Origin of the sequence: Paenibacillus sp. YAF4_2, from assembly GCF_052113225.1 — a bacterium.
GTDB lineage: Bacteria > Bacillota > Bacilli > Paenibacillales > Paenibacillaceae > Pristimantibacillus.
On record NZ_JBFRCT010000012.1, the window covers coordinates 128,803 to 152,391 of the forward strand.

At 47.3% G+C, this 23,589-nt stretch carries 22 protein-coding genes and 1 riboswitch; of the genes, 13 read left to right on the plus strand and 9 right to left on the minus strand.

What is annotated here, in order from left to right; translation table 11 throughout:
• On the minus strand, positions 1 to 834 hold the full coding sequence (gene kduI, locus AB4Y93_RS24860; protein WP_441896027.1) for a 5-dehydro-4-deoxy-D-glucuronate isomerase: 834 nt from the start codon (positions 832 to 834) through the stop codon (positions 1 to 3).
• A gap of 202 nt (positions 835 to 1,036) precedes the next feature.
• Between kduI and AB4Y93_RS24865 the strand changes: the two genes are divergently transcribed.
• Positions 1,037 to 1,585 (plus strand): GNAT family N-acetyltransferase, encoded by a 549-nt coding sequence (locus AB4Y93_RS24865; RefSeq protein WP_441896028.1) that lies wholly within the window; start codon positions 1,037 to 1,039, stop codon positions 1,583 to 1,585.
• A 237-nt stretch (positions 1,586 to 1,822) separates the two neighbouring features.
• Here the strand turns inward: AB4Y93_RS24865 and AB4Y93_RS24870 are convergent, their stop codons facing one another.
• Positions 1,823 to 3,391, minus strand: a complete 1,569-nt coding sequence (locus AB4Y93_RS24870; RefSeq protein WP_441896029.1) for a glutamate synthase-related protein — start codon at positions 3,389 to 3,391, stop codon at positions 1,823 to 1,825.
• A gap of 386 nt (positions 3,392 to 3,777) precedes the next feature.
• Between AB4Y93_RS24870 and gmd the strand changes: the two genes are divergently transcribed.
• Positions 3,778 to 4,893 carry a GDP-mannose 4,6-dehydratase gene (gene gmd / locus AB4Y93_RS24875; RefSeq protein WP_441896030.1) on the plus strand — a complete coding sequence of 372 codons (1,116 nt, stop codon included), beginning with the start codon at positions 3,778 to 3,780 and terminating at the stop codon, positions 4,891 to 4,893.
• A 172-nt stretch (positions 4,894 to 5,065) separates the two neighbouring features.
• Here gmd and AB4Y93_RS24880 read toward each other — a convergent pair whose 3' ends face one another.
• Together AB4Y93_RS24880 and AB4Y93_RS24885 are read right to left on the minus strand one after the other, a co-directional pair.
• A complete protein-coding gene (locus AB4Y93_RS24880; RefSeq protein WP_441896032.1) occupies positions 5,066 to 6,181 on the minus strand; it encodes a DegT/DnrJ/EryC1/StrS family aminotransferase in 1,116 nt (371 codons plus the stop codon).
• A complete protein-coding gene (locus AB4Y93_RS24885) occupies positions 6,181 to 6,858 on the minus strand; it encodes an acetyltransferase (RefSeq protein ID WP_441896034.1) in 678 nt (225 codons plus the stop codon). Before AB4Y93_RS24885 ends, AB4Y93_RS24880 begins: the two co-directional genes overlap by 1 nt.
• Positions 6,859 to 7,048: 190 nt before the next feature.
• Between AB4Y93_RS24885 and AB4Y93_RS24890 the strand changes: the two genes are divergently transcribed.
• Positions 7,049 to 8,956 (plus strand): DUF4214 domain-containing protein, encoded by a 1,908-nt coding sequence (locus AB4Y93_RS24890; RefSeq protein WP_441896036.1) that lies wholly within the window; start codon positions 7,049 to 7,051, stop codon positions 8,954 to 8,956.
• Positions 8,957 to 8,959: 3 nt separating this feature from the next.
• Here the strand turns inward: AB4Y93_RS24890 and AB4Y93_RS24895 are convergent, their stop codons facing one another.
• From AB4Y93_RS24895 to AB4Y93_RS24905, 3 genes are read right to left on the minus strand one after another with little or no spacing between them, the layout of a single operon-like run.
• On the minus strand, positions 8,960 to 10,132 hold the full coding sequence (locus tag AB4Y93_RS24895) for a glycosyltransferase family 4 protein (protein WP_441896038.1): 1,173 nt from the start codon (positions 10,130 to 10,132) through the stop codon (positions 8,960 to 8,962).
• A gap of 31 nt (positions 10,133 to 10,163) precedes the next feature.
• Positions 10,164 to 11,264 carry a glycosyltransferase family 61 protein gene (locus AB4Y93_RS24900; RefSeq protein WP_441896040.1) on the minus strand — a complete coding sequence of 367 codons (1,101 nt, stop codon included), beginning with the start codon at positions 11,262 to 11,264 and terminating at the stop codon, positions 10,164 to 10,166.
• Positions 11,265 to 11,267: 3 nt separating this feature from the next.
• The gene (locus tag AB4Y93_RS24905; RefSeq protein WP_441896042.1) at positions 11,268 to 11,951 is read right to left on the minus strand and encodes a class I SAM-dependent methyltransferase; all 684 of its coding nucleotides are present in this window, start codon (positions 11,949 to 11,951) and stop codon (positions 11,268 to 11,270) included.
• 235 nt (positions 11,952 to 12,186) lie between these two features.
• Between AB4Y93_RS24905 and AB4Y93_RS24910 the strand changes: the two genes are divergently transcribed.
• From AB4Y93_RS24910 to AB4Y93_RS24920, 3 genes are read left to right on the plus strand one after another with little or no spacing between them, the layout of a single operon-like run.
• Positions 12,187 to 13,293, plus strand: a complete 1,107-nt coding sequence (locus AB4Y93_RS24910; RefSeq protein ID WP_441896044.1) for a glycosyltransferase family 2 protein — start codon at positions 12,187 to 12,189, stop codon at positions 13,291 to 13,293.
• A complete protein-coding gene (locus tag AB4Y93_RS24915; RefSeq protein WP_441896046.1) occupies positions 13,262 to 14,029 on the plus strand; it encodes a glycosyltransferase family 2 protein in 768 nt (255 codons plus the stop codon). The genes AB4Y93_RS24910 and AB4Y93_RS24915 overlap by 32 nt, the downstream gene beginning before the upstream one ends.
• Positions 14,007 to 15,044, plus strand: coding sequence for a GT-D fold domain-containing protein (locus AB4Y93_RS24920; RefSeq protein ID WP_441896048.1), 1,038 nt, complete (start codon positions 14,007 to 14,009; stop codon positions 15,042 to 15,044). The genes AB4Y93_RS24915 and AB4Y93_RS24920 overlap by 23 nt, the downstream gene beginning before the upstream one ends.
• Before the next feature lie 59 nt (positions 15,045 to 15,103).
• Here AB4Y93_RS24920 and AB4Y93_RS24925 read toward each other — a convergent pair whose 3' ends face one another.
• Positions 15,104 to 15,673, minus strand: a complete 570-nt coding sequence (locus AB4Y93_RS24925; RefSeq protein WP_441896049.1) for a hypothetical protein — start codon at positions 15,671 to 15,673, stop codon at positions 15,104 to 15,106.
• Positions 15,674 to 15,972: 299 nt separating this feature from the next.
• Between AB4Y93_RS24925 and AB4Y93_RS24930 the strand changes: the two genes are divergently transcribed.
• Entirely contained in the window at positions 15,973 to 17,025 is a 1,053-nt protein-coding gene (locus tag AB4Y93_RS24930; RefSeq protein WP_441896051.1) for a mannose-1-phosphate guanylyltransferase, read from the plus strand.
• The gene (locus tag AB4Y93_RS24935; RefSeq protein WP_441896053.1) at positions 17,022 to 17,975 is read left to right on the plus strand and encodes a GDP-mannose 4,6-dehydratase; all 954 of its coding nucleotides are present in this window, start codon (positions 17,022 to 17,024) and stop codon (positions 17,973 to 17,975) included. Before AB4Y93_RS24930 ends, AB4Y93_RS24935 begins: the two co-directional genes overlap by 4 nt.
• Positions 17,976 to 18,034: 59 nt before the next feature.
• On the opposite strand, the gene AB4Y93_RS24940 is transcribed toward AB4Y93_RS24935, so the two are convergent.
• Entirely contained in the window at positions 18,035 to 19,348 is a 1,314-nt protein-coding gene (locus tag AB4Y93_RS24940; protein WP_441896054.1) for a glycosyltransferase family 4 protein, read from the minus strand.
• Positions 19,349 to 19,517: 169 nt separating this feature from the next.
• A riboswitch (TPP riboswitch) is annotated at positions 19,518 to 19,631 on the plus strand.
• Between the two features lie 143 nt (positions 19,632 to 19,774).
• Between AB4Y93_RS24940 and AB4Y93_RS24945 the strand changes: the two genes are divergently transcribed.
• Genes AB4Y93_RS24945 through AB4Y93_RS24965 form a run of 5 tightly spaced genes read left to right on the plus strand, consistent with a single transcriptional unit; the run spans position 19,775 to position 23,510 of the window.
• On the plus strand, positions 19,775 to 20,818 hold the full coding sequence (locus tag AB4Y93_RS24945; RefSeq protein WP_441896057.1) for an ABC transporter substrate-binding protein: 1,044 nt from the start codon (positions 19,775 to 19,777) through the stop codon (positions 20,816 to 20,818).
• A 50-nt stretch (positions 20,819 to 20,868) separates the two neighbouring features.
• Positions 20,869 to 21,171: a thiamine-binding protein gene (locus AB4Y93_RS24950; protein WP_441896059.1), complete on the plus strand. Its 303-nt coding sequence runs from the start codon at positions 20,869 to 20,871 to the stop codon at positions 21,169 to 21,171.
• Positions 21,161 to 21,943: an ABC transporter permease gene (locus AB4Y93_RS24955; protein WP_441896061.1), complete on the plus strand. Its 783-nt coding sequence runs from the start codon at positions 21,161 to 21,163 to the stop codon at positions 21,941 to 21,943. Before AB4Y93_RS24950 ends, AB4Y93_RS24955 begins: the two co-directional genes overlap by 11 nt.
• Positions 21,940 to 22,710, plus strand: coding sequence for an ABC transporter ATP-binding protein (locus AB4Y93_RS24960; protein ID WP_441896063.1), 771 nt, complete (start codon positions 21,940 to 21,942; stop codon positions 22,708 to 22,710). The genes AB4Y93_RS24955 and AB4Y93_RS24960 overlap by 4 nt, the downstream gene beginning before the upstream one ends.
• Positions 22,707 to 23,510 carry a TatD family hydrolase gene (locus AB4Y93_RS24965; protein WP_441896065.1) on the plus strand — a complete coding sequence of 268 codons (804 nt, stop codon included), beginning with the start codon at positions 22,707 to 22,709 and terminating at the stop codon, positions 23,508 to 23,510. The genes AB4Y93_RS24960 and AB4Y93_RS24965 overlap by 4 nt, the downstream gene beginning before the upstream one ends.
• Positions 23,511 to 23,589: the final 79 nt, after the last annotated feature.

The window sequence follows — 23,589 nt, forward strand, 5'->3', positions numbered from 1 at the left end:
TTATCTCAAGTCTTGAGGCGCGACCGCATCCATATCTTCGAAGATTTGGTTCTCGCCGGCCATACCCCAGATGAATGTATATGCGCTAGTGCCTACACCGCTGTGAATCGACCAGCTAGGCGATAGAATAGCTTGCTCGTTACGCACGACAAGATGGCGTGTTTCCTGCGGCTCGCCCATGAAGTGGAAGACATTGCCGTCTTCCGGCATATCGAAGTAGAGGTATACTTCCGAGCGGCGGTTATGAGTATGGCAAGGCATCGTGTTCCAGTTGCTGCCCGGCTTCAGCATCGTAAGGCCCATTACCAGCTGACAGCTTTGGATACCGCCAGTGTGGATATAACGGAAGATCGTACGCTCGTTGTTCGTTGTAAGAGCACCAAGATGATTAGGGGATGCTTCGCTGATCGATGCTTTAACGGTTGGATAGTTTTTATGAGCAGGTGTCGAGTTCAAATAGAATTTAGCTGGATTAGCCGAATCAGTGCTTGTGAATACGACTTCAGCTGCGCCAAGTCCGATATAGAGGCAGTCTTTGTTTTCCATATCGTAAGCTGTGCCGTCAACAGTGATTGTACCGCGGCCGCCAACATTAATAATGCCGATCTCACGGCGTTCGAGGAAGGTTGCAGCACCCATTGTTTTTGTATCTGCTTCCAGTTTAACTGGCTGGTTAACAGGTACAGCACCGCCAATGATGAAGCGGTCAACGTGAGAATAAGTAAGGGTCAGAACGTCTGGATTAAAGAGCGACTCGAGCAAGAACTCTTGACGAAGACGGGAAGTGTCAAATGCTTTAACCTCTTGCGGATGTGATGCGTAACGGATTTCCATGAATAAAACCTCCATTGTACGTTTAGTTTGTTTAAATGAGTTTATTTAAGTTCGTATATGTTCATTTTAATTCCGAAAGTGCCTATTTGCAAGACTTAAATAGAGAAGGAAACTTTATTTTTATTGAATTGTGGTGGTGCAGCATTCTCTGGAGCTTTGTTATAGTGGAGTGAATGAACCTTTTTTGTAAAGGAGAAAAGAAATGAGTCAGATTTATATCGACTGCAATGATATTTATTTAAGAGAGTATGCTTTGGAAGATCTGGAGAGCCTGCACGCATTAACCTGGCAGCCGGAAATCTACGAATTTCTGCCAGGCTGGAATGTATCCAGGGAGCAGAGAGAAGTGTGGTTTATCCGCTATGAGCGTGAAGAGAACAAGAGCTTTATCAAGGCCATAGCAGATGGCGGGGAAATAGGGGACTTGCGATTGAGACTAGCGATTATTGAGAAGTTTAGCGGAGAGTTCATTGGCTGGTGCTGTACGGGGATGAAGGACGAATTACCTACACCGGAGCGGGAAGTTATGTACGCTATTTCCAGCAGGCATCGGAACAAGGGCTATACTACTCAAGCTGTGAAAGGTATCATTCAATATCTGTTTCAACACACAAACATCGATAGCCTGATTGCCCTTGCTCTTGAACACAATACACCGTCAATTCGTGTGATCGAAAAAAGCGGTTTTACGTTTGAGAATAGCATCGAGTTGGAAGGCGAGACGTATCGTTATTACAAGCTGATTAAATGAGCAGACCTTTAAAAATGTTTGTCTTCAAATTCTTTATTTTTCGTTTTTATCGTTTCGATTTGTTTTTGAATAAAGCCGCCATTTTTATAAACGAGTAAGAGAACCCCAATGATAAAAATGACAATACCAAATACAAATGTAATCGTGTGAAAAGTTTTGATCTTTCCTGCGATTACGTGACAAAAATAACACAAGATAAACAAAACCCGCTAAACACCTGGTTTAGCGGGTTTCTACTTATACCGTTTCCGGATATGGATACATATCCACAACGCGATCCGTGTGCCCGTTGTCGGTCATAAAGACAACATGCTCCCGCCGGAATTCACGCGGACTGTTCAGGCCGCACGCAGCTGCGAGGGAGAAGAGGCCTTCCCGCATTTGGAGAATGTAGTTCATGACACGCCATTGTTTTTCCTCCGGAGCGAGTGCTTCCTGATACTTGTCATCGGTCGTCGTAACACCTGCCGGGCATTTGCCGGTATGGCATTGAAGAGCCATGATACAGCCATTCGCCATCATAAAGCCGCGGGCTGAGTTGACGGCATCTGCGCCAAGCGCTAAAGCAATCGCAACTTTATCTGGCGTAATCAGCTTGCCGGAAGCGAAAATCTTAAACCGGTCACGGATACCAAATTTACGTGCCGTGTCATCTAGTATAAGCAGGGCAGCGAACAGCGGAAGCCCCATACCATCTGCCATTGCTTTAAAGGTCGCGCCAGACCCGCCCTCTGAACCATCCACAGTTATAAAGTCCGGGTAGATGTTCATGTCAATCATCGCTTGGAAGAATGGCTCAAGCCGCTTAGGATCTCCTACTACGATCTTCACGCCAATCGGCTTACCGCCTTCCTGCTGCAGCATATGGATGAACTCCAGCGCTTCCTCCGGCCGCGTAAGGAATTCGAAGCGGTTCGGGGAGTTTACCGTTTTGCCAACGGGAACGAGACGGGCTGCAGCAACTTTCTCATTCACCTTAGAGCCTTCTAGATGACCGCCGCGAATTTTTGCACCTTGATGGAATTTCAGCTCAAACGCTTTAATATTTGAATGACTAGCCTTCCGTTTAAATGCTTCAATTGAAAACTTGCCAACTTCGTCACGGAAGCCATAGAGGCCAGGTCCGATCTGAGATACAACATCAACACCTGTAGATAGATGCACATCGGCAACACCGCCCTCTCCCGTATTAATCCAGGAGCCGCTTGCCATGAACGCACCACTTCCGGTCGATTGGATATAATTCTCGCCAACGGCCCCGTAGGAGGTTGCGGAAGCACCAAACAATCCTTTCAGCTTCCAAGGCTGCTCACGGTTATCTCCGACAATGAGGGCATCCTCATCATGAAGAAGCCAGGGCTTCACATCTTCACTAACAAATTTTTCTTGCCGCGTAAATAAACCTTCATCGGTGATCACATATTTTTTGCCTGGCCGAAGGGTTTCATTATCGATCTTCAGCTCGCTCGTTAATTTAGGAAACATGGCATTGGATAGGTAAAAACCAGGCTTCTCATAATCTCGCCGGCCACCAAAGGAGATCAGATCTGTCCGATATTTTGCCGCATATACGACACCAACAAAATCCGCTCTCGAGAACGGTTTGCCTTCTGTATCGTTATCGAACCAGTATTGTCGGAACTCGGGACCAAGCTTTTCAAGCAAATACCGAAGCCAGCCAAGGAATGGATGCGATCGGATGATGGAATGTTTTGGTTTCTTCGATAAAGCATACATGTAGCTGAAGAAGATAACCGGAGGCAGCACGATAATAGCGAGCAGTATAAACAGAATAGTTAGAACCATAAGCAGTAAACCCTCCCGATCTGGAGAAAAATAAACGTGAATGCTTTCCATTATATCACAGTGGAGGCGGCGGATGCTTCCGGCCAGCTATTCCTCCATTTGAACACGTACAAAAAATAACAGCCGTACAATCTCAGCTAATGTCCCGCCCGCATATAATGAAAGCGTAGATGATGCTAAAGGGGACGATGCTATGAATAGACGGACGACTATGCTTATATCCCTGATCTTGTATGTGGTTCTGGCAATAGTACTTATATTAAGTGCGGTCTTTCATTTTGGATGAAAATGGTTCTTTGTCCGATGCCGTGGATGGTTGTCCTGTCATAACATATTGGAGATAGCAGGGGACTGACCTGCTCAATATGACGATGACGGAGGGAACCATGAACAAGGTCGCCTTCATTACAGGGATTACCGGGCAGGACGGTATGTATCTGGCAGAGCTTCTGCTAGCAAAAGGATACACCGTACATGGACTTAGACGTCGGAGCTCGCTTGCCAATACCGGACGGATCGACCGTATAGCCGATGAAGCGAATCAACAGGGACGCAAGCTTGTGCTTCATTACGGTGACTTGACGGATTCCACAAACTTGGTGCGTTTAGTCCAGCTTATTCAGCCGGACGAGATTTATAATCTGGCAGCTATGAGCCATGTGCATGTCAGCTTTGATTCGCCGGAATATACGGCAAATGCGGACGGCATCGGGACGCTTAGGCTGCTGGAAGCCATTCGAATTCTTGGTTTAACCGAGAAGACAAAGATTTATCAGGCTTCGACTTCAGAACTTTATGGCTTGGTGCAAGCTGTGCCGCAAAGCGAGACGACGCCGTTCTACCCACGCAGCCCTTATGCGGTAGCTAAACTGTACGGCTATTGGATCACGGTGAATTACCGGGAAGCATACGGCATGTATGCCTGCAATGGCATCCTGTTTAATCATGAGAGCCCGGTTCGAGGTGAGACTTTCGTGACGCGGAAAATAACCCGTGCCGTCGCCCGGATTGCTTACGGTTTACAGGATACGCTAGCACTTGGCAACCTGTCGGCGAAACGCGACTGGGGTCATGCACGCGATTATGTTGACGCGATGTGGCGGATTCTTCAGCAGGATAAGCCAGAGGATTATGTGATTGCAACCGGACAAACGACGGAGGTCCGTGAGTTCGTACGGCTTGCTTTTGCAGAAGCAGGAATAGAGGTCGCTTTTGCCGGGCAAGGGGCGGAAGAGTACGGCTACGTTGTATCCTGCAGCAATCCCGTATTTCAGCTTGCTGAAGGAACGAAGGTTGTACAAGTGGACCCGCGTTTTTACAGGCCATCTGAGGTGGAGTTGTTGATTGGCGATCCGACTAAAGCAAACACCAAGCTGGGATGGCAGCCGCTCAGCAGCTTGCAGGATCTCGTTGGTGAGATGGTTGCCGGTGACCTGGAAGAAGCCCGCCGAGTAGTCGATTTGCGCAAACTGGGTTATGATGTAAGCTTGGATATGGAATAGCTTGTAGATGAGGCTGTCTCGAAGAGACAGCTTTTTTCATGTGCTCACGAGCCTGTCTAATGAAGAAGCCTCACTATTAGTGAGTTTTTCCGCCGATTGATCCGATTACGCCGAAAAGCCCATCTCCTGACCTCACGGACAGGAAATGGGCTCATTTCATCTTCATCTATAACTATCCGCGTACCCGCGCTTTAATCCGATCGCAAATATGCTCGATATCCTGCTCCGTCAGCCCGCCGTAGGTCGGGACGTTAAAGCCTTGTGCGGCGATACGATTCGCAACAGGGAACTGCTCATGCGGCTGCATGCCAAGATAAGGGGGAAGAACATGCATCGGGTAAAAGAATGGCCGAGTCTCAATGCCGTCGTCCTTCAGCTGCGCCATTACTTGATTGCGCCGTTCTTCGTCGGCATCATTAAGGAGAACACTGAACATCCAATAAACGTTCTTCGCCCATAGCTTCTCAACGGGCAGTGTGATGGACGCTTCATCTTTTAAATGCTTGTGGTAGAGTGCCGCGACTCTCTTGCGTTCGCCGACATGCCAATCTACCATCTCCAGTTGAGCGCAGCCAACAGCGGCCTGAAGATTCGTCAGACGGTAGTTGTAACCTACCACCGGGAACCAATATTTACGTACGGGATCGATGCCTTGGCCGCGTAGAGTACGCATCTTGCTTGCCAGTTGCTCATCGTCTGTCGTAATCATGCCGCCTTCTCCGGTTGTAATGATCTTGTTGCCAAAGAGGCTGAACGTAGCGATATCTCCAAGTGAGCCGGTTCGCTTCCCTTTATACTCCGCCCCTAGCGCTTCAGCGGCATCCTCCAGGACAAACAAGCCATGCTTGCGAGCGATGCTGGTGACCACATCCATATCAGCGGGGTGACCGTAGAGATGAACGGGGATTATTCCTTTCGTGCGTGGCGTAATGAGACCTTCCAGCTTTTCCGGATCCAGGTTCCAAGTCTCCGGCTCGCAATCGATGAAGACAGGTGTTGCCCCGCAGTATACGACCGCATTCGCAGTAGCGATAAAGGTGACGGTCGGAACAATTACTTCATCACCCGGTCCTACACCAAACGCCAGCAGCGCAAGATGAAGAGCGGTTGTTCCGTTACTGCAGGAAATGGCATATTTCGTGCCGCAATAGGCGGCGAAATTATCTTCGAATGCATTAATATATTTTCCGGCAGAAGAGATCCAAGTAGAATCGATACAATCCATCACATATTTTTTCTCATTTCCGTTAAACACGGGAACGGCAACGGGATAAAATTTGTTGTCCATCAATTATGTCTCCCTCCACGTTCCTTATTAATAAGTAAAGTCCGTTTGACAGTTGCCGGCACTCCTACAGCCAGTGAATAGGATGGAATCGGACGAATGACCGTTGCTCCAGCCCCGATGATACAGCCCTCTCCGATGTGCATGCCGTCAATAACGGATACTCCTGTGCCAAGGAATGACTCGTCGCCGACGGTGACGTTTCCTGACAAATGGCAGCCGGGTGCGATATGGCAGGCCATGCCGATATTCCCGTCATGATCGACAGTTGCTCCCGTATTAATGATGGTATAAGAGCCAATCCGGGTATCCGGCTCGATAACACTGCCTGGCATGACAGCGACCCCTTTGCCAAGCGTGACATGGGAAGCCAAATAAGCACGCGGGCTTATGGCGTTAATAAGCTCAAATCCGAGATTCTCTACATGCAGTGCAAGAGCATGTCGTTTGGCATTGTCCCCAATCGCAACAAAAGCATGGTGAATCCCTTGTTCAAGCAGTTCCGGGAGAATATCGTCACCGCCGATAACAGGCAAGCCAAGGACATTGGCGTGAGGATCACGGCCGATGCATCCAATTAATTCAACATGGGGATCACTGCGAAGGATATCTACAATGACTTTGGCGTGTCCGCCTGCACCAATAATTACAGTTTTGTTCGGCAAGGCATGGTGAAACAAAACAATCGACTCCTTTACGCACTACTCACATCATATTCATTCTGTATGAAAATGCGTCAAATCCGGCTAGACAGGCGTCTAATTCAGCAAATATGGTTGAAATCCCTAGAGGGCTAGGGCTGATGCCGTTTCTTTTTCTAACCGTGACAATACTCTATCTAAAGAAGTAGAGTGATGGGAGGCCAGGCCAATGAAGCGCAAAAAGAAACGAAAATCGGTGAAACGCAGCCTGCGAAGCCGACTGGCACGAAGTAAACGGCGGAAGAGTGGCAAGCCGAAAAAGCTGTCAAGAAGAAAAGGGAAAAGACGACTGCGCGGCAAAAAAACAGGCAGAAGGAAGAAAAAGTCGGGATCGGCCTTAGAAAACCAGACATCAGAACCTCACGTCGTGACTATACCTGCGGAGGATATAGCACGCTTACGAGCAAATAACACAAGAGTACGGGGTAGTCTGCTGGAAGGAAGCCGTATTATCGAGTGGTTCCATTTTATATTCAGACTGGATAACGAAGACTTCATCTGGGAGATGTATCGTCAAATCTTGCAGCGTGAGCCGGATGCCAATGGTTTTTATGATCATAGACGGAGGCTTGAATCCGGTATGCCAAGAGTAACCATAGCGGCTTCCTTGGTTCAAAGCAGCGAAGCAGAACAAATCTTTATGAGGCAGCCTTCCGGAGACCGGAATACGGCAGCCTTCATCATTCAATCTTTGTATCCCGCTCATACCCTTGATTATATTCATGGTATTTATGCACAGCTGCTATATCGGGAGCCGGATGCAGCAAGAGTAAATCATGAGCTCATGGCTGTTAATCAAGGTATGCCAAGACATGGATTGCTCGCAAGATTATTAGTAACGGAGGAAGTACAAAGCTTACTTCGGGCAGCAAACATGCCAATGCCAAGGACGGCTGCAGGAGGAAAAAATGGCAATAAAAATATCGGTATCTTCCTGTGCTTCGGTTCACAAATCGCCATGGATGGGGAAGGGATTGGCCGATTTATCGTTCGATTGACTGAAGGACTCTTAGCGCTGGAGAATAGCTATACGCTGCATGTCGCTACGACGGAAGCCAATTATCGGGAGACAGAAACGATTTTCGCTGGCCTGAGAGCGGTATATTCCGACCGTATTCGCCTCTACCATTCGGACAGCATGGAGACCATTAATCAGACTGTTCCTGCTGATGTGTGGATCGTACCGTATGTCGGAATGGGTCTTGCCCAATATTTGCAAAGGCCTTACATCGTTTGTCTGCATGATCTGGTGTACTTGCATTTCCCGGATCTGTATGCGAAAGATATGGACCATTATCAATACATCCATTCCTTGGCGGAAAAGATTACGAAGAATGCAGCAATTGTTGTATTTGATTCTGAATATATCCGCAATCACGAAGGTTTGTCGTTCCTTAGCCTTCCCGTTCATCAGACGGAAGTGGTCCGTTTTGCTGCACCTCATGAGGAATATACGTCCTTCGGAAGCAGGACGGAACTCGAATTCCGATCCAGGTATAATCTGTTTGGCCCGTACCTTACCTTTCCTTCAGTAATTCGTCTTCATAAAAATCATGAGCGCTTAATTGATGCCTTCCACCGGTTCCGTCTGACTGATCTCGGCAGAGCATCCGGATTAAAGCTTGTATTCACCGATGATTTGAATAATCGTCCTAGGCAGCAGGAAATAACGGCTGCGCTAAACGTCATTGGAGATCCTCAAATACGGTCATCCATCATCTTTATGGGACGTATCCCATCAGCGGATTTGCCGTCCTTGTACAAATATGCACATGGTGTCGTTGTTCCTACCTTGTTCGAAGGCAGCTGCCCATTCCCGATAGTAGAATCACTGCTCATGGATACGCCAGTCTCCTTTGGACGGCTGTCAGTCGTTCAGGAGGTTATTCCGGATATGAGCAGCTTTGCAACGTTTGATCCGCTGAATCCGATCGAGATGTCTGATGCAATCGCCAGATTGTATATGGAAGGGAAGTCGGTTGTTCCTCAGCAGAAGGCCGCTTCCGGCGGTCTTCTGCAAAGGAGCTGGGCGGATGTTGCTGCTGATTACGCTGCTATTATTGGACGTATCAGCTAACAATTAGTACAGAATCTTGCCGTAGTAGCGCCAGAAGGTGATACGGAATACTTCGATATATTGTTTGGCGATATCGTCCCAAGTTTGTGTAGCATCATGGACCCCATGGAGGGCGGAGAATTTATAGCTGTCATAGTCATCAATTAAACGATCAAGAGCATCAGCAATGGAGTCCGGGTTATGCGGATCGAACCAAGCAATTTTGGCGCTGTGTCTGGACAGATGTTCCCGCATGACGGGAATATCCGAACAGAGCACCGGCGTACCTAGTCGTAATGCTTCTTCAACCGGATAGCTTCCTCCGCCTTCTGATAGACTCGGCATAATAAGTGCTTTTGCATTTTTAATCAATGCCGGGATGTCGTGATCGCCAACAAAACCTAAAGGATACACTTGCCGGTCCAGCCTAAGCCCCGTCCGTTTCATGGTAGATACGAGCGTAGGGATCCAGTTAACCTCTGAAGTGCTGTCAGGGAATGGAATACGCATTTTGTCCGTCAAGTACCCGGTTAAGACTAACGGGTATTTTCTTTTGGCCTTTGACTTTGCGAAGCCCATTAATAGATTATTGTGGTTTTTATGTGGTGAAGTGTTCGACGGATAGATGATATAGTCGGATGGAATTCGCGATGCAAGTTCTGGAGAGACCTTCCGACTATAGGTGTTAGCGATGGGAGTTATCGCATGCGGAATCACATAAGCAAGCTCTGAACGATTGCCGAAATGAGCAATCAGCCTGTTTTTGACATGCTGTGACGATACGACGACCGATGAAGTATGATCGATCCATTTCTTAGACAATCTCCAGTGAAAGGATAACTCATCGCCTTTCATGAAAGGTGGGACAAAGTCAAAGATCGTTGTGTCATGAAAGGTGCAGACGGTTGGCCGGTCAATCGCTTGAAATTGCTCGGTATGCGGCCAGAAAAAGTAGACCACGTTCATATTCGCAAGCAAGTGGCTGCACTCAGGATGGTTGATAGGAAAGATATTGTAGCAAATCTCAATATTACCGATCTTTTGGAGCTCCACATAATTCCGCAGCTGTGAATTTGGAGCGACGACCAGTCTAACGCGTTCCACCCCTGGCTGGCGGGCAATAGCTGCCGTCAAGTTAAATAGCAGTCTCATCCCGCCGCCAATTGAGAATTGATTAGACCAAATCAGGATATTCATTCTGTATCCTCCTGTATTTATACTTAGGGTCTCAATTGGCATCAATAATGCCATTAAGCCGCATGTAATGATCCAGCTTCCCAAGATCAACAATAATGTTGTCAGCACCAACATGAGCTTTGGGTTCGACTTTGCATAATAGCTCGTAATAATCCATCCCGGCGTGACAGCATAGTTTCCAGAAATAGTTGTCAACGAAAGATACGGGTGAAAGCTCGATTAAGGATGCGCCTGGTTCACAAAAGGCAACATTGATGCTGCCGCTCCCGAATGGGGCGACAATCACTTTGGCGGAGGAGAAGACTTCGATTTTTTCCTCCGTGGACATCGGGGTAAGCACAATTTTCCTGAAACCCTTCGTTTTCAAATAACGAAGGACTTCATCTTCATTAACCACATAGCGTGCAGAAGCATCCTCACGGGTAATATATATCCGTTCATAACCTTTTTGTTTGTGTATCTTTCTGCTGTATTTCATCTTTTCGGCGATATAATAAGAGGCCCATGGGGGACATTTGCCGATGATTAAAGGTACTGCAGCTACGATAAGCTTCTTCGCGGTCAGATGGAAATCCGTTTTATCTACTTGAATGACCTTGCGAAGCGGAATGCCCAGCAGCTTCAACGATTCGAATTGAAAGGCATAGGTTAATTTAGGGAGCACGTATTTATCAATGGCAATACCGCTGTTCTCCAGCAGATGGATACGCGGCAGAATATCAAAGAACCAATGTCCGAACACCGTATGTGTCCCATGACTGACCGGATTCGGGAAATTCCAACCCCAAAATAACGAAGCGACCGTTTCCCTATAATACTCGGGTTCCGGCAAAGTCATCTTCTCGTAACCGGGATCCGTAAGCTCCAGATCAGAGAGCCTTATGTTGTCTGGAGTAACCACATAACAATGACTTGTCATTAGACGGCCTTCCGGAATACAGACGACAAACGCTTCATCGTAGTGGCAGGCTGCCACCCATCGATGTGGGTCCACGCTTTTTGGTGCTGGTAAAGTAATGCTCTGTGCAGGATAGATCACTTTATAAATGTCGTTATATACGTCTTCTGACAGCGAGAGGCTATTCACCCAATCTATCGTCTTCTTCTTCTCGGTTGGTATGGTATATGTCATTGTTTACCCTCTTGAATAACGGAGTATGAGCTTGTGCTGCTGGGCGAGAACATCCTGGAATTCCGCCGTTACGCCTTTCGGGAAAAGTACACCTAAGCCATTCGAGTGCTGGAAACGCATGCTCGGATAAATGGCACTAAGCTGATCCCATAAAATATGAACACCAAAATTCATCACTTTTACCGATGTATCATGGAACAATACAATCCCGTTTGGCGCAAGCTTGGGCAGCCAGCTCGTATAATCGTGGAGCACCGACTCGTAAGCATGATAGCCGTCGATATGCAAGATATCGATCGTTTGGTTAGGGAAGAGCGGGAGTGCTTCATCGAAGGTTTTACGCAGCAACGTTCCCGTATTCGGGAATTCTCTGCTCTTAAAAGAGTGGATAGCGGAATAGATTCCATCATTTATTTGACCATACATGCCGGTGTGAGGATCGCCCTGCCACGTATCGACTGCAAAACATGCTGTTGATAATTCGCCGTCTTGAATCGCCTGACAAAAACTGAAGAATGAGGTTCCGTACAAGGTTCCGAGCTCTACCATTACTTTGGGTTTGGCAAATCGAACAAGGTCATAAGCGAAGCGGCGATGGCCCGACCATGCACCTTCTGTCATCATCCCCGCAGGCATTTCCGGTGCTTTGTCCGCAACGAACGCAGGCCTATAAAACTTCCAATCCATATGTCAACTCCCCATCTATCGTTATAGAAGCACAAGAATTGAAATATTTTATGTGAGAATGTTAAGAGAGGTCAGGGACAAACGTGCAAGGTGAAAAACACATTTATGACGCGGGTTGCCGTACATAAGCCGTTACGAACCTATTGTCCGTACATACAATGTCAGAAGTAGATGTAATAAACCTAGTGGCTCGTAATCATAGAATGACTACATTATGGATAACGAGGTGTAAGCTGTGAGAAGCCTCGCGAGGAACAAGAAAGTAACCAAAACAAAAAGGGTAACCAGTCCGAGGCGCAAGCGCTCATCGAGGCAGGGTGCCAAGAGATCCCAGTCGATTCAGGGAGCTAAGCATTCTGACATTACGATGGCCTGGACGTATGGAAGAAGAGCTGCGCGTGACTTTCCACTGGCAGACGGGGAGGATCTACAGCAGCATGTTCAACAACTGTGGGTGAGAGATAGCAAAAAAATAGGTTCAGGAAATAAGTATCTTGCGTCGATGAAAGCTTTCATAGATGGTTATTTTTCAACAAAGCCTGATGATTGGAAGCCAGATTGGGTACTGCTTCCTTCTAATAAGAAGGTTGCAGCAGTCGTGATGGCGATGAATGAGGAGCAATCCATTACTTCGGCCATTCAGGAGCTGGAACGGATGCCGCTTCATGAAATTATCGTTGTTGTGAACGGCTCAACGGATTCGAGTTTTCAGATGGCAAGATCAAGTGAAAAAGCAATTATTCTCCATTTCAACGAAGCGCTTGGTCATGATGTGGGAAGAGCTATTGGGGCAAAAGTAACAACCGCAGATATTGTGCTCTTTGTAGATGCGGATATACCGGTATCAGCGGATCAGCTTGTTTCCTTTGTTATCGCAGCAAATCGTGGTGTAGATGTTGCCCTGAATGATCTCTCTCGTTATGTAGGCAAGTTCTCGGATTGGGATGAAGTGACGATTCTGAAGGATTTCCTAAATCGTTCGAATCATCGTCATGATCTATTCATGAACTCAATGACAGCCGTTCCTCATGCCTTGACCCGAAGAGCAATTGAGACGATTGGCTTCGCCAATCTGGCCGTTCCGCCTAAAGCTCAAGCGATTGCTTTAAAGAAGGGACTACGTGTAGGTACAGGCGGCAGTGTGAATGTCTTCCGGACAAATCGGCATAGGAGAGAGAATATTGGCATTAGTAATCCAATCTCTAAGCTGATAATGGGCGATCATCTGGAAGCGCTTGGCTGGGCGATGCAGGAGGGGAACCCTCGACTGAAGTATGTCGATTATTTGCGTAGAAGGGATCGTGTAGCAGGTGCTGACAAGTATAATCATCCCCACCTATAATTCACTTTCTCTTCTCCGTCGAACGGTCGAATCTATTCGGAAGCATACGCAGGAAGATTATGAGCTTATTGTGATTGATAATGGTTCAACCGATGGGACACTCGATTTCTTAAAGCAGCAGCGTATTATAACCATCTCCCTGCCACTCAATACGGGATTTCCAACCGCCTGTAATTGGGGGTTAAGGCTGGCACGAGGGGAATGGTTACTGTTGTTAAATAATGATGTTCTTGTTACCCCGGAATGGCTAACAAGAATGCATAGGACGTATAAAGCTGATCCTCATATCGGGATTATTGGACCTATGACGAATTATGCTAGTGGCAAACAGCAGATTAAGATGGAAGGCCGATATGACGAATTTGCTGCAAGGCTGCGTAAAGAGCAGGATATGAAATGGGAATCAGTGAACCGGATTATCGGTTTTTGCATGTTGTTCTCCCGAGAGATGTTTAAGCGGATCGGCATGCTCGATGAACGGTTCTCCCCGGGACATTTTGAAGATGATGATTATTGCCTGCGGGTCTGGCATGCTGGATATGAGGTTGTTATGGCTAAGGATGTATTCGTCTACCATCATGGGAGCGCATCCTTTAAGCAGTATGATCAGGAAGAACTCGAGACGCTTCTGGCACGAAACCGGCAATTGTTCATAGACAAATGGGGAGCAGATCCCGTCGAATTAGCAGGAGAGGACATCAAGGGGGAACATCATGCGAATACGGACGTCTCGTAAGCGGCAAATAGCCGGCAGACTACGGAAGCCGAAAAAACGGCGTACAAGAAAGCGCCGAATTAAAAAAAGCGAACCTCTGTTAAAGGCTCCCGTGATTCCAATTGAAGCAGTCCCCGTTACTCCGGATCTCGTAAAGGTAGTCGAGACGGATCAGTTGCAGCTGGATACCAGCCATGATAAGGGTTTCCAGGCAGGCTTCGCAAAAGGTTATCAAGAGGGGAAATATGCAGGCGGGGAGGCGATTATTGATCAGATGCTTCCCCCGGATCAGATGCTTCCAGAAGTAACGGTGGAACAAATCATTGCCGCTGGTATAAGCATGTATCGGGAACATTCACTTCCGTTGTTAACCGTGGAGCAGGTTGGAGATCGGATCATCCATGCACTTGATGAACAGCAGCCTCTATCCCTTGTTCGATTAGGGGATGGAGAGCTGCTTACATTAGCTCAAGAGATCGTCATGCCGGTAGAGACAGTAAGGCGTGAAGGGAAATTTCTTGAATATGCCGGTGTGAAGGTGCCGGATCTGGACATTAGAAACCGCTTGGCTGAGGCTGTATTAGGCGCTGATATTGTTGGGATTCCGAGAACTAGAATGCCCAATTATCAGCCGCTTGTTTCGCCTGTCTTTCGGGCTTACAGCATTCCATTTGCGAATCGGCAATGGACCGATTCTCTTGTTAATTATGGCTTATGCCAAGCCGGATACTTAATGCGTATTTTACGAAACAGGCGTGTTCTGGTTATTGGGAATATGGCAGAACCGCTTTCCGCTGTGCTTGCTGGCAGTGGTATAGCTATTGCAGGAATGATAACACCTGTAAATGGCGCACGGGATGCTGTGAGGATCGTTGAACTAGCAAGGCATTATGACTTTGAAATTGCCCTTGTCTCAGCGGGAATTGCTGCCGTGCTCATTACAGAAGAACTGGCAAGGCTGACAGGGAAGGTTGCAATCGATTTCGGCCATATGGCGAATGCGATCGTGAAGGGTGAAGCACCGATTACAGAATAGCAGATATGTAGGAGGAACAGCCTTCCCCTTTTTGCAAAGGGTAAGGCTGTTTGGGTTAGTTAGACACCGACAGAAGCTGCAAGCGAGGAGTATTGAACCGAAGCAGTAGCGCCTGTGATGGCAATAGAAATCGAGTTAACGGCTACTTCAATCGTGTATTCATGAGTACCTACTGTAAGAGTATCGAAGTAAGTGATTGGTATAACTACCTCGAGATCAAGAACAGCTGTCAATGCTACAGTCGCGAAAGTTGTGCTTGTAACCGATGCGACAACAACGCCGTCACGAAGCAAGTCAACTGTAATCGTAGGGTTGAGCAATACACCAAGAATCGTGCCTGCAAGCAATACATCAACAACAGCGTCAACTTTTACTTTGTTGGCAGCAGCCGAAGTAATGGTTACGGGTGTAGCAAGAATCTCTACTGGCGGAATTACTGTTCCAATAATACCGATAGCACCAAGTGGAAATACGCCTCCGTTAGTACCATAAACTGCAGCTCCTGGACCAGCAGGACCTGTCAGACCTGTCAAACCTGTAGCACCTGTAGGGCCAGTTGGACCCGTAGGGCCGGTAGGGCCAGTAAGACCTGTCAGGCCGGTAAGACCTGTCAAACCTGTTTCTCCCATATTTAATCCTCTCCTTTCAATTGATATATCACATCTTATGTTGAGAGATTCATAGAGAAGACGGTATATGCCGTGAACAAACGCCTATTTTTGAGATTTGCTTTTCAATCCTATAGTTGGGCGGCGTCAAATGCCTTATTTATGTAGGGTTTGGCTATTCGTCCATTAGAATTACTCTATTAAAGCATAGGTTATAGATATGTAACTTACCAATCCGGCACCGGTTATGAAAGGAGCTCCGGCTTGAATACGCGAGAATATTCAATAGAAGGAGATTTACCGTTTCGAGGTGAACTACGATGATTGCAGTCATAATGGCGGGTGGAAAAGGGACGCGCTTCTGGCCCAGAAGCACAGTAACGAAGCCAAAGCAGTTTCTAACATTAGCCTCTGAAGAGGCGACCATGCTTCAGCAGACCTACGCGCGTTTCCGTACCTGCTTGCCTGAAGAGAATGTTTATGTTGCCGTAAGTGAGAATTATTTGCCGATCGTAAAGGAACAGCTTCCTGAGCTCGCAGACAATCGTATTATAATAGAACCAGATCAAAGAGATACGGCCCCGTGTATTGCGCTAACAGCCAGCTTTTTCCTACGTCTGGAGCGGGATGATGTACTAGTTACAGCTCCTTCTGATCAATATATTCCAGAGACAGAGGAATTAATGGAAGCACTGAGGGCAGCGGAACATGCAGCCAAGACGGACGGAGTCGTAGTTACGCTTGGCATCGTCCCAACACGTGCAGAAACAGGGTATGGCTATATAGAAACGATAGAAAGCGATGAATATGCTAGTAAATACGGGGAACGCGTGAAAGCGGTAAAAGCTTTTATTGAGAAACCAACAAAAGAAAAAGCGGAGAAACTAATCGAGCTGCCAAATATGTATTGGAACAGCGGTATATTTATATGGAAGCCTTCAACAATCGCTTCCTATATGATGAAGTTTCAACCGCAGATGTGGTCAATCTTTGAGCTTAAGGATGAGGAATTCCGATATTCGTATTCAAAGCTGCCGAAGCTCTCTATTGATTATGCCTTGGTAGAAAAGCTGGATCGGTTGTATACCATTCCGATTGAATTCATTTGGGATGATGTTGGCACATGGACTTCATTGGAACGAATCTTCAGCACAGATGGAGACGGAAATTTGATTCTTGGTCAAGTTCATCCATTCGCTACGCGCAACAGTATTATCTATACAGAACAGCAGCGTATTGTCACGATTGGCATTGAGGATTTAATTATCGTATCGACAGCGGAAGGCTTGCTTATTTGCCGCAAATCAGATGAACAAAGTGTTAAGAATGCCATTGCCGCCCTCGATACGGATCAAGAAGGCAGGCAAACATGAAAGCACTAATTACAGGAATAAACGGCTTTGTAGGCAGTCATCTTGCAGAACATTTGCTTGAGCAGCAGATTGAAGTGGCGGGTACGATTCGGAATCATAGTTCGCTGCAACATATTCGCCATCTGCTGCCGGATATACACCTGTATGAGTGCGAGTTAAGAGATCCGCAGGCGGTAGAACAAATGATGATAGAGGTTCGGCCGGATTTTATCTATCATTTAGCCGCTCAAAGCTTTGTACCTGTATCCTGGGATTCTCCGGCAGAGACGATGATCAATAATATATTAGGACAGATCCATCTGCTGGAAGCGGTTAGAAAGCTGGGTTTATCCTCGAAAGTACTGATTGCCTGCTCGAGTGAAGAATACGGGCAAGTAGAAGAGGATGAAGTACCAGTTAAGGAGACAAATCCGCTGCGTCCGATAAGCCCTTATGCGGTGAGCAAAATTGCTCAAAACTATTTGGGCTATCAATATTACAAAACCTTCGGCCAGCATATTATCCGGACCCGAACCTTCAACCATACAGGACCAAGAAGAGGAGAGCAGTTCGTAACTTCTAATTTTGCTAAGCAAATTGTGGAAATCGAAATGGGGTTAAAGCCGCCCGTTCTCTATGTGGGTAATTTGGATGCTCAGCGAGACTTTACAGATGTCAGAGATGTAGTCAGAGCCTATCGCATGGCGCTTCAATATTGTGAGGCTGGGGAGATTTATAATATCGCATCTGGTCAATGCCACGAGATTCGTGAAGTGCTGCAGACACTGCTTGGATATAGTACGGCGACCATTACGATTGAAGAAGACAAATCCAGACTTAGACCATCTGATGTAAAGGTACTGGTTGGCGATTACTCCAAGTTTCATAAGCAAACCGGATGGAAGCCTGAAATTTCTTTTGAGCAGTCGCTGGAGGATTTATTGCGTTATTGGAGGACAGAACTGGCTTAATAGAGGCTTAGACCCAGTAGGAGGCGTAATGCCGCGACCGGGGCTAAGCCTCTTTTGCTTCAGATTACATGCAACTCTTTGAGCCTGTTTTTAATTCTTTGTCCGATAACATCCGGTGAGAATTCATTATGGATCGTCCGCATTCCGCTTGCTGCAATACTCTCGCGCCAGCGTGTATCGGTGACAAGCCGCTGCATGTATTCCGCTGCATGCCGTATATTAGGTTCTGCCCAGATTTGTTGGCTTTTGTATGGTCCCCAGTCCTGACCGATAGAGGTGAGTTGGAAGGAGACCGGACAGGAATTATTGCTGTTCATAAATTCCGTATTTCCTGACCAGTTTGTTGCAATAACCGGTTTCCCTAAATACATAGCTTCAGCAAGGCCAAGGCCAAAACCTTCGGCTCGGTGCAGGGAGACGTAACTGTCAGTGCATTGCAGCAAAGCATTGACCTCATACCTCGACAACCCTTTGTCGATCAAATACATATTGCTTCGTTCCGCGAGTGACTTCCTAAGCTCGACAAGCTCATTCGGCCGGAAATCCGCATTATTTACTTTTAATACGAGGCCGACCCGTTGATCGTTCTTCTCAAAGGCCAGCTTAAAAGCCTCAATTACAGCCTCGGGATTTTTACGGAGCGTTGAGCTTTGTACATCATACATCATGAGGAACAGGAAACGGTTCTCCGGCAGACCAAAGGAGGAACGGTTAACATGTGGCGTAACTTGCACCTGGATGCAGTGTGGAATCGTAATGACGGGTACATTCGAGCGTTTGGAGATTGAGGCTGCAACGAACTTGCTGCAAACCCATACCTCGTTGACATGATTGAACCCTTCCATATGTTCATCTGGAAACTCCGGAAGCTCCCAGTGCCAATAGCCGATGTTATATCGATTACCGAATAATTCGTCGCCAAAATGCTCAAAGGCTGGACGCATGAAGTCGGCATTCATATGGAATATATTCGTATTATAGCGGGCTTTCTCCAGAAGCTTATGCGACCAGCTGTAGTCCGACATTCTTGAAGTGACCGCTAGTGGAAAGTTAATGACGCCAAACGGAATGGAAGCTGTGTCTACCGCTTTTGCTGCAAGCCGGGAGGATTCACCGATTCCCATCTCAGCATGAATGAACCCTATGATATTTACACCAGGTTCTCGGAGCGGAGGTTCAACTGCAGGTGTTATTGGCAGGTTATTAGATGGGACTTTACGGTAAGAGCGGCGTGAACGTCTAGATTTCCTGCTTGCTTGCTGCTTAGCGGAACGTCGGCTGGCTGCTTTTGACCGACCATTCGTTTTCCGTTTCCTTGGCTTCGCTTTATTCACGCGTTTTAGCTTTTTATTCGACTTATATCGTCTTTTCACCCCGGTTCAATCCTCTCGCTAATAGCGGATATGCACTCGACTATATTCTATTCATGCCAATCTAATGGTTATAAGGACAACAACCTACTAGCTGTAAAAAGCGGCTTTTGTCTAAAACGAAGCTGGCTTTTTCGGGAAGAAGGGGTATAATGAGATTTACTGACGTAATTGAATAGCTCCGGGGAGCTGGTTGAGGCTAGCTGAGAGGGAATTCCGACGAAAATTCCGACCCTTATACCTGATCTGGATAATGCCAGCGTAGGAATTTGTCATATAGGACTGTTTTCCATTGCAAGTGGAATGGAGCAAACCTGTAATAAAGCTGACGAAATGTATGTCCTCCGGATTCGGGGGACTTTTTTTATTGTTCAGAGGGTGGTCAGGCCATTGCAAACGTCAAAGCAAACAAGAGAGAGGGAGAGCAAGATGGAAACAAGTAATCGGAGTAAAAAGTCGAGGGGGATCGTTGCCCTATCTTCCATGCTGGCCGTTGTTATGATGCTGGTAGGCTGCGGATCCAACAAGAATAATAATGAAGCGGCGGAGAATGGGGCAGCAAGTGAGCAGCCATTGACGAAAGTGAAGGTCGTTCTGGATTGGACACCTAACACGAATCATACCGGTCTTTATGTAGCACGGGATAAGGGGTATTTCAAGAAGCAAGGTCTTGATGTTGAGATTATTCAACCCGGCCAGGATGGTGCGGATAAAATGGTCGCAGCAGGTGGAGCGGAATTTGGCGTCGGTTATCAGGAATCTTTAACGATGGCTAGGATTGCCGGCCTGCCGCTTGTATCGGTTGCAGCGGTCATCCAGCATAATACATCCGGCTTTGCTTCGCCCGCAGCGAAGGGCATCGACTCGCCGAAGAAGTTCGAAGGTAAAACGTACGGCGGCTGGGGAGCACCGGTAGAAGAAGCGGTTATTGGTTCGCTCATGCAGGAAGAGAATGCGGATGTGTCCAAGGTTAAGATGTTAAGCATTGGCGATACCGATTTCTTCACGGCGGTGAAACGGGATATTGATTTCGCATGGATTTATTATGCTTGGACAGGCGTGGAGGCAGAGCTTCGCGGAGAGAAGCTGAACATGGTTTATTTGACCGATTACAGTGACAAGCTGGATTACTATACACCATTGCTTGAGACAAGCGAGAAAATGATTGCAGAGAAACCGGAGCTTGTAAAAGCATTTGTTGCAGGCGCAGCTCAAGGTTATCAGTATGCTATTGRTCATCCTGAAGATGCTGCTGAGGTGCTCATTAAAGCAGAGCCGGATTTGAACGCAGACCTTGTTCGTGCCAGCCAGAAGTGGCTGAGTCCGAAATATACAGATGATGCTTCGCAATGGGGCATTCAGAAGAAGGAAGTATGGGTCAATTATTCGCAATGGATGTTTGACCATAAGCTGCTCGAGCAGGAGCTAGATGCAGATAAAGCATTCACGAACGATTTTTTGCCAAAAGCTTAAGGTTAGTACAGGAGAAATCAGGACGATAATAGGGAAAAGGGGAGCTATTTATGGCTAACGCGCTTGTAAGCATTCAAATTTTACCAACTACACCTAACGGGGAAAGCGTCATTCCATTTGTTGACCGTGCAATTGAAATTATTAAAGCTTCCGGCGTTCCCTATCGCGTTGCACCACTGGAGACGACGATGGAAGGGGAATTGCCTGATCTGCTTCAGGTAGTAGAGAAGATGAATGAAGCGATGACAGAGATGGGCTGTCCATCGGTTATCTCGCAGGTGAAAATTTATTTTAACCCGGCAAATGGAGCTTCCATGGGAAGATTGCTGGAGAAATATCCAGATGGGCAATAAAGGCTGGAGCAGCTTGAAAGCGATTTGGCCTTCTGCTGCATTAGTCATCATTTTGCTAGCAGCTTGGCAATTATCGGTGAATGGTGGACTTGTGCCGGAATGGCAGCTGCCTTCACCACTATCGATCTGGAAAGAAATAATAGTTAGCTGGCCGCGTCTAATGGATAACGCTTCGGCAACCGTACAACTGGCTTTGATTGGCTTTGCTGGAGGTGCGCTGGCCGGGTTTATACTTGCTGCTGTCTTACATCTCCTTCCTTTTGTGCGAAGAGCCGTTTATCCTCTGCTTGTTGTATCACAGAATGTACCGGTTATTGCGATCGGCCCGATTCTGACGATCTGGCTCGGTTACGGTGTGCTGCCAAAGCTTATTCTGGTCTGGATTGTCTGTTTCTTCCCCGTCTCCGTTGCTATGCTGAACGGCTTTAAAGATACGGATCTTGGACTGCGCAATTATATGCGTATGATAGGAGCGGGCAATTGGACAGTATTCCTAAGGTTAGAGCTGCCAAATGCGGTTACGCATTTATTTTCCGGACTCAAAATCGCTGCGTCGTATGCCGTGCTTAGTGCTATTGTGGCGGAATGGCTTGGGGCAGATAAAGGACTTGGTCATTATATGATCCTATCCTCGAAAGGCTATGAGCCGGCAAGAGTATTTGCTGCAGTATTGCTGATCGTGCTGCTCAGTCTTGTTCTGTATGGTGCTGTAGCTGCGGTGGAGAAGCTTGTTATCAGGTGGCGCCCGGTGAAAGGAGAGAGGAAGGGATGACAACGCAAGCTTTGGAGCTGAAGGGGATTCGGAAGGCATTTGATTCCGGTAAGAAAACCGTATTGGCCGGAATATCTTTAACGGTTGGAGAGAATGAATTCGTCTCCCTTATTGGCCCTTCCGGCAGTGGTAAAACAACGCTGTTCCAATTAATTGGTGGTCTCGAGATGCCATCAGCTGGTGAAGTATGGATCGGGGGCAATGAGACGACAGGCAGCCGAGGGCATATCTCGTATATGCCTCAGCAGGCTTCTTTAATGCCTTGGCGATCAGTAAGTGCCAATATTGAGCTTGCTGTCCAAATTGCTGGTGTAGAGAAGAAGCAAGCAGTCAGAATGGCACGAAAGTGGCTGGATCGTATTGGCCTGCTGGAGTATGCGGATGCTTACCCGCATGTATTGTCTGGCGGCATGCAGCAGCGAGTATCTTTTTTGCGGGCACTGCTCTCTCCACAGCCGTTGATGCTGCTCGATGAGCCGTTTGGCGCGCTTGATGCCCTGACCAGACAGCAGATGCAGCAGTGGCTGATGGCGATGTGGGAGGAGAATAGAAGATCGGTTCTATTCGTGACGCATAGCATTGAAGAAGCGCTGCTGTTATCGGATCGCATTCTGGTATTATCTGCTGCTCCAGCAACGATTGTGGAAGAAATAACAGTTCCTTTTGCTAGACCAAGGCCGGCACAGCTTTGGAAAGAGCCACTGTTTAATGAGCTGAAGGAGCGGATTCAGGAGCTGCTGCATCAGGGGGAGGCGGCGGTAAAATGAGTGCTCACTATCGGGCAATAGATGCCCATATTCATCTTGATCACTACGAAGATGCTGACAGGGTTCCGATGCTTCAACGGGCATTTGAAGCGGGAATTGAAGCTGTCATTGCGGTATCTATGCATTTGGCCTCCTGTAAGGAGAATGAAGGGCTTGCGAAGCAATTCCCCGGCAAGGTACATCCTGCTTATGGTTTTCACCCGGAGCAGCCTATTCTATCAGAAGAAGAGCAGGTTCAGTTATTTGCTTGGATTCGGGAGAAGCATGCTGAAGGAGAGTCTTTTGCAGTCGGTGAAGTAGGTTTGCCATATTATTCTCGTACTGCTGCTGAAGCGGATGGAGTGCCTTTTGACGAAGAGACTTATCTGGTATTGCTGGATCGTTTTGCGGCACTTGCGGCAGAGCTGGATCGGCCAATTGTTTTGCATGCGGTATATGAGGATGGAGCAAAAGCTTGTGAAATTATGGAACGCCATCAGGTGAAGCGTGTCCATTTCCATTGGTTTAAGGGTGATGCGGCAACGGTTGAGCGAATGATTCGTTCAGGCTATTATATCTCCATTACACCGGATGTCGCGTATGAGGATGAGATTAGGGAGCTCGTAGAGCGCTATCCGTTAGAACAAATGATGGTGGAGACAGATGGCCCTTGGCCGTTCGAAGGTCCATATGAAGGAAGACCAACTGAACCACAATTTGTTCATGATGTCTGTGCTCAGATTGCAGCGATCAAACAGCTTCCGGAACAAATTGTCCGTGAACAGCTGTTACATAATACGCGAGAATTTTATAAGCTGTAAAATCCACTCCGTTAGGCCGACTCTAGGCTTAACGGAGTTTTTTTGCATCGTATCGGTAGCAGGCCGTTACAGGCTGGAA

Bases quoted from the DNA above. Each gene is read 5' to 3' on its own strand.
- AB4Y93_RS24920 (WP_441896048.1), top strand. From the start codon at position 14,007: ATGCGAATACGGACGTCTCGTAAGCGGCAAATAGCCGGCAGACTACGG.
- AB4Y93_RS24870 (WP_441896029.1), bottom strand. From the start codon at position 3,391: ATGGTTCTAACTATTCTGTTTATACTGCTCGCTATTATCGTGCTGCCT.
- AB4Y93_RS24865 (WP_441896028.1), top strand. From the start codon at position 1,037: ATGAGTCAGATTTATATCGACTGCAATGATATTTATTTAAGAGAGTAT.
- AB4Y93_RS24895 (WP_441896038.1), bottom strand. From the start codon at position 10,132: ATGAATATCCTGATTTGGTCTAATCAATTCTCAATTGGCGGCGGGATG.
- kduI (WP_441896027.1), bottom strand. From the start codon at position 834: ATGGAAATCCGTTACGCATCACATCCGCAAGAGGTTAAAGCATTTGAC.
- AB4Y93_RS24905 (WP_441896042.1), bottom strand. From the start codon at position 11,951: ATGGATTGGAAGTTTTATAGGCCTGCGTTCGTTGCGGACAAAGCACCG.
- AB4Y93_RS24900 (WP_441896040.1), bottom strand. From the start codon at position 11,264: ATGACATATACCATACCAACCGAGAAGAAGAAGACGATAGATTGGGTG.
- AB4Y93_RS24925 (WP_441896049.1), bottom strand. From the start codon at position 15,673: ATGGGAGAAACAGGTTTGACAGGTCTTACCGGCCTGACAGGTCTTACT.
- AB4Y93_RS24955 (WP_441896061.1), top strand. From the start codon at position 21,161: ATGGGCAATAAAGGCTGGAGCAGCTTGAAAGCGATTTGGCCTTCTGCT.
- AB4Y93_RS24890 (WP_441896036.1), top strand. From the start codon at position 7,049: ATGAAGCGCAAAAAGAAACGAAAATCGGTGAAACGCAGCCTGCGAAGC.
- gmd (WP_441896030.1), top strand. From the start codon at position 3,778: ATGAACAAGGTCGCCTTCATTACAGGGATTACCGGGCAGGACGGTATG.
- AB4Y93_RS24930 (WP_441896051.1), top strand. From the start codon at position 15,973: ATGATTGCAGTCATAATGGCGGGTGGAAAAGGGACGCGCTTCTGGCCC.
- AB4Y93_RS24950 (WP_441896059.1), top strand. From the start codon at position 20,869: ATGGCTAACGCGCTTGTAAGCATTCAAATTTTACCAACTACACCTAAC.
- AB4Y93_RS24960 (WP_441896063.1), top strand. From the start codon at position 21,940: ATGACAACGCAAGCTTTGGAGCTGAAGGGGATTCGGAAGGCATTTGAT.
- AB4Y93_RS24935 (WP_441896053.1), top strand. From the start codon at position 17,022: ATGAAAGCACTAATTACAGGAATAAACGGCTTTGTAGGCAGTCATCTT.
- AB4Y93_RS24965 (WP_441896065.1), top strand. From the start codon at position 22,707: ATGAGTGCTCACTATCGGGCAATAGATGCCCATATTCATCTTGATCAC.
- AB4Y93_RS24880 (WP_441896032.1), bottom strand. From the start codon at position 6,181: ATGGACAACAAATTTTATCCCGTTGCCGTTCCCGTGTTTAACGGAAAT.